Consider the following 13,349-nt stretch of genomic DNA (forward strand, 5'->3'; position numbering starts at 1 on the left):
CATAGTCCTGCGGTGGCTTCTTTTAAATGAAACTAACCCATACCGTCTGGGGTGTGGAGATGGGCGTAGTCTTCGCCCTCATCAACAGGAATTAAAATGAGCGAAAGCTTTGCGGAACTCTTTGAAGAAAGCCTAAAAACCCTGAACCTTCAGGCAGGCTCCATCATCACCGGTGTTATCGTTGATATCGATTACCAAGCTCGCTGGGTAACCGTTCACGCTGGCCTGAAGTCTGAAGCACTCATCCCGCTTGAGCAGTTCTACAACGACGCTGGCGAACTGAACATCAACGTCGGTGACGAAGTTCACGTTGCTCTGGACTCGGTTGAAGACGGCTTTGGTGAAACCAAGCTGTCCCGTGAAAAAGCCAAGCGCGCTGAATGCTGGATTGTTCTGGAAGCAGCCTTCGCAGCCGAAGAAGTGGTCAAGGGCGTTATCAACGGTAAGGTTAAAGGCGGCTTCACTGTCGACGTTAACGGCATCCGTGCGTTCCTGCCAGGTTCTCTGGTTGACGTCCGCCCTGTGCGCGATACTACGCACCTGGAAGGCAAAGAGCTGGAATTCAAGGTCATCAAACTCGACCAGAAACGCAACAACGTTGTCGTTTCCCGTCGCAGCGTCCTCGAAGCCGAGAACTCCGCCGAGCGTGAAGCTCTGCTGGAATCCCTGCAGGAAGGTCAGCAAGTCAAAGGTATCGTCAAAAACCTCACCGATTACGGCGCATTCGTCGATCTGGGTGGCGTCGATGGCCTGCTGCACATTACCGACATGGCTTGGAAGCGTATCAAGCATCCTTCCGAAATCGTCAACGTTGGCGACGAGATCGATGTCAAGGTTCTGAAGTACGATCGCGAACGCAATCGTGTTTCCCTGGGCCTGAAGCAACTGGGCGAAGATCCATGGGTTGCTATTAAAGCCCGTTACCCAGAAAGCACTCGCGTTACCGCTCGTGTAACCAACCTGACCGACTACGGCTGCTTCGCTGAGCTGGAAGAAGGCGTTGAAGGCCTGGTACACGTTTCCGAAATGGACTGGACCAACAAGAACATCCACCCTTCGAAAGTCGTACAAGTCGGCGACGAAGTGGAAGTTATGGTTCTGGACATCGACGAAGAGCGTCGTCGTATCTCCCTCGGCATCAAGCAGTGCAAATCTAACCCATGGGAAGATTTCTCTGGCCAGTTCAACAAGGGCGATAAAATCTCCGGCACCATCAAGTCGATCACCGATTTCGGTATCTTCATTGGTCTGGACGGTGGCATCGACGGTCTGGTTCACCTGTCCGACATCTCCTGGAACGAAGTGGGCGAAGAAGCCGTTCGCCGCTTCAAGAAGGGCGACGAGCTGGACACCGTTATCCTGTCGGTTGACCCAGAGCGCGAGCGTATCTCCCTGGGTATCAAGCAACTGGAAAGCGATCCGTTCTCCGAGTACGTTCAAGAGAACGACAAAGGCGCAATCGTTAAAGGCATCGTGAAAGAAGTTGACGCTAAAGGCGCCATCATCACTCTGGCCGACGATATCGAAGCGACTCTGAAAGCCTCCGAAATCAGCCGTGACCGCGTTGAAGACGCGCGCAACGTTCTGAAAGAAGGCCAGGAAGTAGAAGCCAAGATCATCAGCGTTGACCGCAAGAGCCGTGTAATCCAGCTCTCCATCAAGTCGAAAGACGATGCTGAAGAGAAAGAAGCAATCCAGAGCTTGAAAGACAAGCCTGCTGCTGACGTCGCTGCTGGTCCTACCACTCTGGGCGACCTGTTGCGTGCACAAATGGAAAAACAGAACTAAGTTCTGTCAGACCATAGAAAAAGGGCGACTTCGGTCGCCCTTTTTTGTGCCTGCGATTTGGTGGTCTCGCCGATGCTTTTTGGCTGCAAGGATTGTGAAACCAATATCCCCGATAAGTTGTCTCTTTCTTTAATCGGATCAATCGTTTGTTTGCAGCTAACCTTTAGCCTGAAGTGAACGACAGTCGGGCAAGCCGCCCGGCATAAGGAAGTGAATGAACAAGCTCATTGTCGTAATAGCAGTACTGACATTGGCGGGTTGTACCACTAATGCCAAGACTCATGTCGTGCGCGGGGTCAGTGGTATTGAGATTGACTGTTCCGGGCTGGGGTCCGGGTGGGAAAAGTGTCGCAAGCGTGCGGATAGGGAGTGTAAGGCGGCAGGGTATAAGGTCGTCGCAAGGTCTGATGACGCCAAGGACGAGGATGAATTCCCTTTTGGTTTCAATCCGGCGGGCTACCTGACGCGGACCATGTTGGTTATCTGTCGCTGAGTGAGGGCTATATCGGGGAGCCGGGGTTTATATGGCATCCCCGGGGCTTGAAAATATATGTGAAAACTCGGGCTGTTCAAATTCTTTCGAGCATGCTAAAACCTTTGAAGCGCTTTTCCTAGCTGCTTGAAAAAGAAGGGAAAAATATGACGAAGTCGGAGTTGATCGAACGAATTGTCACCCATCAAGGGCTGCTCTCATCCAAGGATGTGGAGCTGGCCATCAAGACCATGCTTGAGCAAATGTCCCAATGCCTCGCCACAGGGGATCGTATCGAGATCCGTGGGTTTGGCAGCTTCTCACTGCATTACCGTGCACCACGCGTAGGTCGCAATCCAAAAACCGGCCAGTCCGTCAGCCTCGACGGTAAGTTCGTTCCGCATTTCAAGCCGGGGAAGGAGTTGCGCGATCGGGTCAATGAGGAAGAGGAGGAGGGTTTTGGCCTTCATGAATAAAGGATCGGCGCATGCGTAACCTCAAGCGCGTACTACTCGCAATAGTTGTCCTGTTGCTGATTTTGGCAGTTCTGGCTTTCATGCTTGAAAATCAGCAGTCGGTTTCATTGCTGTTCCTCGGCTGGTCAGTTCCGCAAATGCCAGTATCGCTGGTCATGGTTCTTGCGCTGCTGTTTGGTATGCTGATTGGGCCTATTCTAGGGTGGTTTCTGGGGCGGGCGTCCAGATCTTCCCGCAAGCGTCTTGTCTGATCACGAAAACCTCAGGCGCATCAAGAATTCGCTTCACAGCTTGTCTATATCCATTAGTAAAAGCGTCATTAAGCTGTAAAATGCTGCGCTTGTCCGATAATGGCACTGTCCTGCATCGGTACAGACTGACACTGTCAGAAGCCTCAGCTTAGAAGACGGCTTTTGCATTCATGGATTAGGCAGCGCTCGGTTGACGGCCCTGTCAGTAACTCAAAGGGTGTGTTTTCGCGTGAAAATTCTAGTAACCGGCGGCGCCGGGTTCATCGGCTCGGCAGTCATCCGTCATATCATCTCCAATACTGCCGACTCCGTGGTTAACGTCGATAAGCTGACTTACGCCGGTAACCTCGAGTCATTGGCCGAAGTTAGCCAGAACGAACGCTATGTGTTCGAGCGCGTCGACATCTGCGATCGTGATCAAGTCGACCGCGTTCTGCGTGAACACCAACCAGATGCCATCATGCACTTGGCCGCAGAGTCGCACGTTGACCGCTCGATTTCGGGGCCATCGGAATTTATCCAGACGAACATCATCGGCACTTACACCCTGCTGGAAGCCGCACGCCACTACTGGGTTGCACTGGACAATGGGCGCAAAGCCAATTTCCGCTTCCACCACATTTCGACTGATGAGGTTTACGGAGACCTTGAAGGTCCGGAAGACCTGTTCACCGAAACTACGCCGTATCAACCGAGTTCACCTTATTCCGCCAGTAAGGCAAGCTCTGACCATCTGGTTCGTGCCTGGAGCCGGACCTACGGCCTTCCGACATTGGTCACCAACTGTTCAAACAACTACGGTCCGTGCCATTTCCCCGAAAAGCTGATCCCGCTGATCATCCTCAATGCGCTGGAAGGCAAGCCGTTGCCGGTTTACGGCAAAGGCAACCAGGTTCGCGATTGGCTTTATGTCGAAGACCACGCCCGTGCTTTGTACAAAGTTGTGACTGATGGTGTTATTGGCGAGACGTACAACATCGGTGGTCATAACGAAAAGCAAAACATCGAAGTGGTGTATGCCGTCTGTGCATTGCTTGACGAGTTGCGTCCTGACTCGACACATCTCCCGCACTCAAGCTTGGTCATTAACGTCCAGGATCGTCCAGGCCACGACCAGCGATACGCAATTGACGCCAGTAAAATTCAGCGCGAATTGGGCTGGTCGCCGGAAGAAACCTTCGAAACCGGTATGCGCAAAACCGTCGAATGGTATCTGGCTAATACCGAGTGGGTGGCACACGTCAAAAGCGGCAGCTACCAGCAGTGGATTGATCAGAATTACACAGACCGCTCTAACATGGCATGAAGCACGTTGCAGCGAATGCGCAGCGTCGGCCGTAAAATTTCTCTCAATGTTGGCCAGTTGAAGCGCGGAATAGACCTATGCTCAGGGGATTATTGAACAAATGACCGGAATAAAGCTCAAAGGAAGCGTTCTTGTCTGCTGCTCCGGAACCTGCCGACGTCCGTTGAACTACTAACAAAGCCGCGCTTTGCTAGCATCGCAAACCCTGACCGGTTTGTTTTTCTAAAGATTGTAATTTTTTCTATTTCAAGGGTTCCAGGATATGCAGATTGACTCCAAAGACTCTGATGCTGAAGGGCTCGATATGCATGCCCTCGTTTTTACGTTATGGCGACAGAAGATTATAATTTTATGCATGGCTTTGCTGGGAACAATTATTGCGACAACTTATGCTTTTCTTTCCGAGCCAATTTATGAAGCAAAAGCCTTCATTATGCCGCCTACGCAGAATGATATAGAGGGTCTAAATTACGGGCGGAAGAAACTTCCTTCCTTGGCGGTTAAAGATGTTTATCTTGTCTTTCTTAAAAATCTGCAAGCTGAATCTCTTCGTAGGGATTTTTTCAAGGGTACCTATCTGCCTGCATTAGGAAAAGACAGCGATCCCAAGGGATTGCTGTACGACAAGTTGTCGAAAAATCTGTTGATTTCCGTTGTGGGAAAAGATACAGCGGATCGGTATTCGATTGTCATTCTCGACGCGGATTCCAGTCAGGCAGCTAAGTGGGTAGGGCAATATGCAGAGAGGGCACAAGAACTGGCGTTACAGGAGATAAATAAAAACATCTCCAGTGAGTTTAATGTGGAAGCCCGAAACCTCAATCAAGAAATCGTTTCGCTCCGGGAAGTAGGGCGAAAGGACAGGGAAGATACACTTGTCAAACTGAATGAGGCTTTGGTTGTCGCAAAAGCTATCGGTTTGGAAAAGCCGCCTATCGTTAGTGGTGGTTCAAAATCCTCGCTAAATATTGCGGGAAAAATGGATGATGAGCTTACCTATATGCGCGGTACGAAAGCGCTGGAAGCTGAAATTGAGAATCTAAAATCCAGGAAATCCGAAGACCCGTTCATTGACAAGTTGCGTGGTCTGGAAACTGATTATAATTTTTATAAGCAGTTGTCGGAAAGGTTTCAGATTGCCAAAACATTTAGAATGGATGGCTCTGTAGAGGTCTCCGGTTCGCCTGTGAAGCCAAAGATCCCTGTTGTTATTTCGATCGGGTTGATCTTGGGGTTAATGTTGGGTGTGGTAATTGCGCTAATTCGTAATTCCCTTTTAAGGGAGCAAGATAACAAATAAGAACGTTAGAAAAAGACAGAGAGGGTATGAATAGTCTGTTTTTATCTATTTGTTAACTGTGATGCGGGGCTTCTATGTGTGGTGGCATTGGGCCCTTTAGTTTTGTTGGTTTTGACGGTTTTTGCGGCTAAAGGATTCAGTCGGGGAGGCTGCTTCACATCGGTTTCCGGGCAAAAAAGGGCTGAAAAAATGTATAATCGCGCCCGGTAAATCGATATTTGTAACAATGCTGTGAGGCGCCTAGGATCAGGCGGGAGGGTAGAAAATGAAAGGTATCATTCTGGCTGGCGGCTCGGGAACTCGTTTGTATCCACTGACAAAAGGGGTATCCAAGCAGCTGTTGCCCATTTACGACAAGCCTATGATTTTTTACCCGCTTTCTGTCCTCATGTTAGCTGGTATTCGAGACATTCTAATCATCACCACGCCAGAAGATTTGGCTGGCTTTAAGCGTCTGCTTGCTGATGGTTCCCAGTTTGGCGTTAGCCTGAGCTATGCAGTACAACCGCAGCCTGATGGTCTGGCGCAGGCGTTTCTTATCGGTGAAGAGTTTATTGGCAAGGGCCCCGTGTGTTTGGTGCTTGGTGATAACATTTTTTATGGGCAAGGCTTTACGACGATGCTTCAGGCCGTCTCTAAACGCAAAAGTGGCGCCACCGTATTTGGTTACCAAGTGAAAGATCCGGAACGATTCGGTGTGGTTCAGTTTGATGAGAGTAAAAAAGCGATCTCGATTGAAGAGAAGCCACTAAAGCCTAAATCGAATTTTGCGGTAACCGGCCTGTATTTTTATGATAACGATGTTGTTGAGTTGGCAAAAAAAGTTAAACCGTCGGCGCGCGGTGAGTTAGAAATTACATCGATCAACCAGGCATATCTGGAGCGCGGTGATTTGCATGTTGAGCTTCTCGGGCGAGGATTTGCATGGTTGGACACTGGCACCCATGAAAGTTTGCTCGAAGCTTCACATTTCGTTGAAACAATAGAAAAGCGTCAAGGTTTCAAAATCGCTTGCCTGGAAGAGATTGCGTTCAAGAATAAATGGTTGAGCACTGCGCAGCTTTCTGTAACGGCTAACGAGTTGAAAAAGAATAGCTACGGCCAATACCTGCTCAGTCTGATTGCAGAGCATGACGGACAGTGATTTTTTTGAAGTTTAAGTTGATTCCTTTCGGGTGATCTATGGCGTACTTGAGCGCAGCACAGCTGGAAAAATTAGGTTTCCGGAAACTTGGTAAAGAAGTAAGAGTTAGTGATAAGGCAAGTATCTATAACCCTGAGTTGATAGAGCTTGGTGATTACACAAGGATTGACGATTTCTGTGTGGTGTCGGGACGGGTAATATTTGGCAAATATAATCATATTACGCCAATGTGCCTCGTGGCGGGTGGTGAGCCCGGGATTGAGTTTGGGGACTTTTGTACGTTGGCCTATGGTGTAAAGATATTCGCTCAATCGGATGACTACAGCGGCGTGACGCTGACTAATTCGTTGATTCCGAAGAAATATAAAGATGAGAAATTTGCCAAGGTTCAGCTTGACCGTCATGTAATAGTCGGGGCCGGCGCTACAATAATGCCGGGCACCACAATTAAAGAAGGCTGTTCAATCGGTGCGATGGCGCTGGTGACTAAAAGTACAGATCCTTGGGGGATTTATGTGGGTATACCCGCTGTTCGTGTGAAAGAGCGCAAACAGGATCTCCTGGATTTGGAAAAAAAATTTTTGGGTGAATTAAAATGACAATTCCATTCAATAAACCACCTTATACCGGCAATGAAGACCAGCACGTCATTACTGCTATGCGAAGCGGGAAGATGTCGGGTGATGGCGAGTTCACGCTACGGTGCCAGAGTTGGTTTGAGGAAAAGCTGAACTGCAAGAAAGCACTGTTGACACCGTCCTGTACTCAGGCGCTGGAGATGGCTGCATTGCTGATTGATATACAGCCTGGCGATGAAGTCATAATGCCCAGCTATACGTTCGTCAGCACCGCCAACGCCTTTGTATTGCGTGGCGCGAAGATAGTATTTGTCGATGTCCGTGCTGACACGATGAACATTGATGAATCGCTTATCGAGGCCGCAGTAACTGATAGGACGAAGGCCATTGTTCCTGTTCATTATGCAGGTGTTGCATGCGAAATGGATACAATTATGTCCATTGCAAAACGACATAATTTGTTCGTGATCGAAGATGCTGCTCAAGCCATGATGTCTACCTATAAAGGTAAGGCATTAGGCACCATCGGCCATATGGCCGCATATAGTTTTCACGAAACAAAAAACTACACCAGCGGTGGCGAGGGCGGGTTGCTGATTATCAATGATGAGCAATTTGTCGTTAGAGCAGAGATTATTCGCGAAAAGGGTACTAATCGCAGTCTGTTTTTTCGCGGGATGATTGATAAATATACTTGGGTCGACGTAGGTAGTAGCTATCTTCCGGGGGAACTTCAAGCCGCCTATCTTTTTGGCCAACTCGAAAAAGCATATCAAATCAACAAGGCTCGGCATGATGTCTGGGATTATTACTTCAATGCATTGCAAGAAGTCTCTAAAGAGGGGCGCATTGAACTCCCGAGTATTCCGGATGATTGCGCTGCCAATGCGCATATGTTTTATATAAAAGTCCGGGATATCGACGTTCGCAGCAAGATTTTGGATATTCTGAAAAAACAGGGCATAGGTGCTGTTTTTCATTACATCCCGCTACATTCTGCACCTGCCGGATTGCGGCTTGGGCGTTTTCATGGCACTGATGTGAATACTACTATTGAGAGTGAGCGTCTTATTCGCCTGCCAATCTGGTATGGCATGCAAGAGGCGGAAATGGAGCGAGTCACTACGGCTGTGATCGGTGCGGTAAATGCAACCTTCCAGTAAGGTTGCATTTGGTGCTTCTGACAAAAAGCGTGCGCTCATCAGCGCCGCTTTGACTACCGTTGCTCAGGTTTCCAAGATTGGGGTGGGTTTCGCTTTTATTAAGCTCATTGCGGTTTACCTCGGCGCTGGAGGCATGGGGCAGCTTGGTCACTTCATGAGCGCAGTCACCTTTCTGTCTTTACTTGCGGGTGGAGGGGTTGTTAACGGTCTTATTAAGTATGTAGCTCAATATAAAAAGCAACCTAAACAGTTGATTAACACAGTTGCAGTATCAAAGGCTTATTCTTTGATATTTTGCATAGTTATTTGTTTGTTTGGGTGTGTGTTTTCCGGGTTTTTATCGGAGTATATTTTTAAAACTCCGGACTATTACTGGGTTATTGTTTTTCTTTCTGTCGCTCAATTTGGATTTGCCTTCACTAATTTAGTGACGGGAGTGACAAACGGGCTGCGGGACACCAAGACGTACGCAATCATTCAGATTGTAGGGAATGTGCTTGTGCTGCCCGTGAGCTGGATTCTGATCAAGAGTTTTCACCTTGTCGGTGCAGCGCTATCGATGGTGTTTTTTTTCTCGCTCTATACGATCCCAGCGCTGTACTTCTATCGGCGGTCAATCTTTTTTAAGTTGCCGATAGGTTTCAAATTCGAGTCCCAAGGGTTTAAACGGCTACTGGCGTTCACGCTGATGGCGATGGTGGGTGCTGTCAGTGTTCCATTGATAGAAATAATAATTCGCGAACAAATCATTGACCACGTTGGGTTTGTAGCTGCCGGTATCTGGCAAGCCTCCATCAAGCTATCAAGTGCTTATATGGGTTTTTTCACCATTTTTCTTGCCGTGTACTTCATGCCAATGGTGTCAGAAAAAGCTGAAGTTTCACAGATAACGCCCTTGGTTCTGAAGTTTATGAAGCTTGTAATGGCGATATTTGTATTGGGTGCCGCAGTTTTTTATACTTTGAGACAATTTCTTATTCCATTATTGCTTTCTGCTGAGTTTGTGGATCTTGAAGGTCTAATCAAATATCAGTTGTTGGCTGATTTTTTTCGTGTCACCACTTATGTGATAAGTTTTGTTGTGGTGGCTAAGGCTGCATTGCGAATATACCTAGTAAGTGAGTTGACTCAAGGTTTGATTTTTTGTGGGTTGAGCCTCTGTTCTCTGCACACCGGAATGGGGGTCGAGGGTGTTTTTCTCGCCAACTTGGTAATGAACGTCGTGTATTTTGTTGTTTCAATTATCGGGTTTATGATTTATAGACGGAGGAGTTTTTAATGTTGACCGGGAGCGTAGTGGTATCCTGCTATAATCAGGAAGATTATATCGAACAGTGTCTGGATAGCATACTTTCTCAGGAAATCGACTTTGACTGTGAAATTATAGTCTCGGACGATTGCTCGACTGATCGCACCCAGGAAAGGATTCGTGCTTATTCTGACAGGCATCCGGGCAGACTCAAACTTCTGCTAAGAGATAAGAATGTTGGCGCGGCGTTGAATTATCACGGCGTGCATAAAATGGCATCTGGCGATATCGTTTATCACTTTGATGGTGATGACGTCATGCTGCCGGGGAAACTACAGCGGCAATATGATGTTTTTAAAAATAACGCTGAAGTGAACGTAGTGTTTCACAAGGCAATTTATTTTTCGGATGATCATTCGTATTCGTCAGAAACACGATATCCAGATGCGGATACGCAGATGGTGTCTTTAATATCGCTCGAAGAAATGGCTCGTTGGGGCGCCATTGCCGTTCACAGTTCCTACTCCTATCGAAGGACGTCCAGACGAGCAATGATCGATCGTGAATTTATGGAATGGTTTTTTGTTATTGATTCTTTGCTTCCGGATAAAAAGGCGGCATATATAAATGCACCGTTGGTTAGATATAGGTGTAATCCGTCTGCGGGTTCGTACTTGTCAACAGCAGCCGGAAAAATTAAAGCATACACAATCTACCTTGATGATTTGTATGAGTATTTTCATTCGCAGCCAAAATTAAGGACTGATCTGTATTCTAATTTCCTTATAACATTTGTAGCGATGGCAAAGTCAACTCGCAAATGTACCGCCAAAAATTTCATGTTTTTTGTACGAAATCTACACTGTTTTCGTCTGCGCAAATTTATCGAGACAGTAAACGTTCGTAAGCGTGTGGGGCCTGCGAGCAAGATCCGCTGATGGATGTGCTTTGTGGTTCGGAAGTGGTTGAGGCGATAGGATGTTAAGTCTAAATCTTTACGGTACAGCGTTTTATCTTGTGAGCGCTTTGTTGTTTTTGTTCGCGGCCGCTCAGACCCTGGTGCGCGATCGTAGGGTGATAGACGTCAATCGCGCCATAGAGATTTTTGTGGTGTTTTTCGCAATTGCCATCGTCTCACACTACATATCTAATCGGCCATTTGATATGGACGGTGATACGCCAGTTTATATCGATTTTTATAAAGATTTGAATTCCGGCGTGGAAAACCCCTTCCAAACGTTCGAACCAGGCTTTATTGCTATAATGCAATTGTTTGATTACTTGTCGCTTGGTTATCGGGGCTTCTTTTACTTAATTACATTTGTGTATTTGTGGTCATATTATTTGTTGGCCAAGGCGGTATTTGGCCGTCAGTCTCCTTGGTCGCTGTTTGTTTTTGGCGCGTTTTTGTTTTATCCGTTTTTCTTTTCTTTAACCGCCAATGTTATTCGGCAAGGCTTTGCGCTGAGCTTCATAAATCTTTCGCTGTATTTTGGGGCTAGAGGCTACTGGAATCGCGGTGTGATTTTTACATTGATTGCTACTTTGTTTCATAAATCATCCATCGTCTATTTTCCATTTCTTTTGTTTAGACGATTGGTCTTGAAGATTGGTGTCTATGGTGTCGTCGGTTTGTGGCTAGTGGTTTCACTTGCGTCGTATTCGAAGCTCCTTGGTTTGTTGGTTGCCTTGTTGTTTGATTTTTTGTCTGGTTATGGGTTAGTTATTAACTACAGTGATGTAGATAATATTGATTATGTGACCGGCTTCAGATGGGATTTTTGGGTGTTTTCGTCGCTTGCCGTAATATTGTTGGTGATACTGAAGGTGCTGGGTGGGGAGGTCAATAAACGGGAGGCTTATGTCTTCTATGTTAGTGCCTTTCTTTCTTGTCTTCATATAGCGATGTTTGACGTGGCGTATAATGACAGGTTTGGTATTTATTCCTGGATTTTCTATCCGTTGGAATTGGCTTACGTCATTCGTGCGATTAGTAACAATTTTGCTAATGGTAAGCGGCGTGCCGCACAAAGAAGAGCTATCCCTGTCCAGGGAGGGTAGAAATATGATATTGCTGACAAGCACCAAGAGCTTTGTAGGACGCCCGTTGCTTTTGCATCTATGTGGATCAGGTCATGAAGTTGGGTCGTTGAGTCGTATCACCTTCGGCCACGTTTGCTTCCGAAAGGGAAGTGCCCGGTGCCATTGGCGAGCTTTTCGCGCAGAAGCCGATAGTCTGATCAGGGCCATAACAATGGTGTTACGTGCCTAGTTACCCCAAAATATAAGCTATATTTTGGGTGTGTTTTACAGGTCTTGGATCATCGGATTTTGCTGGTTCTGCGTGGGTATGGCCGGCGCCAAGGCATGAGGGGAGATTTTCATTGCAAGCTAATGAATTAAAAGTTGCTCGAGTTTCGACAGTACCGTTCTTTGTGGTCACCCAGCTACGAGCTCAAATCGAAGCGTTGAGCGCTTCCGGTATGGCTGTTACGGTCATTGCCAGTCGCGACGAAATGAGTGATGAGCTCACGGAAAACAAGAGCTTCACCTATATTCCTGTCAATATTGAGCGGGACATAAATCCAATCAAGGATTTTTTAAGTCTGATCGCGTTGATTAGTACTTTCAGAAAAAACAAATTTGATATTGTTCATTCAACTACCCCGAAAGCCGGATTGCTTTGTGCGATAGCGGGTGTTTTTTCGGGTACGAAAATTCGACTGCATACGTTCACGGGTCAGCCCTGGGCTACAATGGGTGGCGTCAAGCGAACGATTCTGAAAACGTGTGACAAGATTATTGGTTTGTTGAACACTCATTGTTATGCGGATAGTGAAAGTCAGAAAAAATTTCTCGTTTCCTGCGGGATTATCAAGACAGAGAAGATATCGGTTATTGGTGCTGGCTCTTTGGCAGGTATCGATTTGAACCGGTTTGATCCGTCTCGCTACTCCTCGGAAAAGCTAAGTGCTTTGCGAACTGACATGGACATACCTGAATCGGGTAAGGTTCTTTTATTTGTTGGTAGAATTACGCCTGACAAAGGTATCAAGGAACTTGTCTCTGCATTCGCCGAGATCGTGAATAAAGACGGCAATGTATTTCTTGTACTTGTCGGTCCATTCGAGTCAGTCGGAGAGGAAGTTGTCGCGCAGGTGAAAGATGGCAACGTGCGAAAATACATAAGGATAGTGGGTTATTCCGATGAGCCTGAGAAATATATGGCTCTCGCCGATTTGTTATGTCTGCCCAGTTATAGGGAAGGTTTCGGTACAGTGGTTATCGAGGCCGCTGCAATGGGTACGCCAACGATTGGTACCGATATCTATGGCTTGACTGATGCAATAGTCGATGGCGAAACGGGAATTTTAGTTCCCGTCAGAGATGCTGTTGCACTTGAAAAGGCGATTCTCTCTACATTGAACAACGTTTCATTAATGTCGGCAATGGGGGCTGCTGCCAGGGATCGTGCTCGCAACGATTTTGGCGCGAAGAACTGTTCTGATTTATTGATCAATGAGTACAAGGGTTTCTCAAATTGACTATTGATATAGATCACGCAGCTCGGCGAGTCCTAGTCACCGGGGCGACTGGATTCGTTGGGTCCGCACTGGTCAGG

General features: G+C 47.2%; 13 protein-coding genes. All 13 read left to right on the forward strand.

Features of this window, described 5'->3' with window-relative positions:
- Positions 1 to 96: 96 nt before the first annotated feature.
- The 13 genes from rpsA (at position 97) to AB4N43_RS25285 (ending at position 13,272) form a co-directional block, all read left to right on the forward strand.
- Entirely contained in the window at positions 97 to 1,788 is a 1,692-nt protein-coding gene (gene rpsA, locus AB4N43_RS25225) for a 30S ribosomal protein S1 (RefSeq protein WP_027924113.1), read from the forward strand.
- A 214-nt stretch (positions 1,789 to 2,002) separates the two neighbouring features.
- Entirely contained in the window at positions 2,003 to 2,281 is a 279-nt protein-coding gene (locus tag AB4N43_RS25230) for a hypothetical protein (protein WP_027924114.1), read from the forward strand.
- Between the two features lie 146 nt (positions 2,282 to 2,427).
- Positions 2,428 to 2,736: an integration host factor subunit beta gene (ihfB, locus tag AB4N43_RS25235; RefSeq protein WP_059182368.1), complete on the forward strand. Its 309-nt coding sequence runs from the start codon at positions 2,428 to 2,430 to the stop codon at positions 2,734 to 2,736.
- 11 nt (positions 2,737 to 2,747) lie between these two features.
- Positions 2,748 to 2,987, forward strand: a complete 240-nt coding sequence (locus AB4N43_RS25240; protein WP_059182369.1) for a LapA family protein — start codon at positions 2,748 to 2,750, stop codon at positions 2,985 to 2,987.
- A 229-nt stretch (positions 2,988 to 3,216) separates the two neighbouring features.
- On the forward strand, positions 3,217 to 4,293 hold the full coding sequence (gene rfbB, locus AB4N43_RS25245) for a dTDP-glucose 4,6-dehydratase (protein ID WP_460154229.1): 1,077 nt from the start codon (positions 3,217 to 3,219) through the stop codon (positions 4,291 to 4,293).
- 262 nt (positions 4,294 to 4,555) lie between these two features.
- Complete coding sequence (locus AB4N43_RS25250; RefSeq protein ID WP_460152110.1) at positions 4,556 to 5,593, forward strand: LPS O-antigen chain length determinant protein WzzB; 1,038 nt, start codon at positions 4,556 to 4,558, stop codon at positions 5,591 to 5,593.
- A 265-nt stretch (positions 5,594 to 5,858) separates the two neighbouring features.
- The gene (gene rfbA / locus AB4N43_RS25255; protein WP_460152111.1) at positions 5,859 to 6,737 is read left to right on the forward strand and encodes a glucose-1-phosphate thymidylyltransferase RfbA; all 879 of its coding nucleotides are present in this window, start codon (positions 5,859 to 5,861) and stop codon (positions 6,735 to 6,737) included.
- A 38-nt stretch (positions 6,738 to 6,775) separates the two neighbouring features.
- Positions 6,776 to 7,336 (forward strand): acyltransferase, encoded by a 561-nt coding sequence (locus tag AB4N43_RS25260; RefSeq protein ID WP_460152112.1) that lies wholly within the window; start codon positions 6,776 to 6,778, stop codon positions 7,334 to 7,336.
- Entirely contained in the window at positions 7,333 to 8,478 is a 1,146-nt protein-coding gene (gene rffA, locus AB4N43_RS25265) for a dTDP-4-amino-4,6-dideoxygalactose transaminase (protein ID WP_460152113.1), read from the forward strand. Before AB4N43_RS25260 ends, rffA begins: the two co-directional genes overlap by 4 nt.
- Positions 8,462 to 9,757, forward strand: coding sequence for an O-antigen translocase (locus AB4N43_RS25270; protein ID WP_460152115.1), 1,296 nt, complete (start codon positions 8,462 to 8,464; stop codon positions 9,755 to 9,757). Before rffA ends, AB4N43_RS25270 begins: the two co-directional genes overlap by 17 nt.
- A complete protein-coding gene (locus AB4N43_RS25275; RefSeq protein WP_460152116.1) occupies positions 9,757 to 10,665 on the forward strand; it encodes a glycosyltransferase family 2 protein in 909 nt (302 codons plus the stop codon). The genes AB4N43_RS25270 and AB4N43_RS25275 overlap by 1 nt, the downstream gene beginning before the upstream one ends.
- A 40-nt stretch (positions 10,666 to 10,705) precedes the next feature.
- The gene (locus tag AB4N43_RS25280) at positions 10,706 to 11,788 is read left to right on the forward strand and encodes an EpsG family protein (protein ID WP_460152117.1); all 1,083 of its coding nucleotides are present in this window, start codon (positions 10,706 to 10,708) and stop codon (positions 11,786 to 11,788) included.
- Positions 11,789 to 12,111: 323 nt separating this feature from the next.
- Positions 12,112 to 13,272 (forward strand): glycosyltransferase family 4 protein, encoded by a 1,161-nt coding sequence (locus AB4N43_RS25285; RefSeq protein WP_460152118.1) that lies wholly within the window; start codon positions 12,112 to 12,114, stop codon positions 13,270 to 13,272.
- Positions 13,273 to 13,349: the final 77 nt, after the last annotated feature.

The sequence above is a fragment of the Pseudomonas sp. S2_B07 genome (assembly GCF_054668435.1).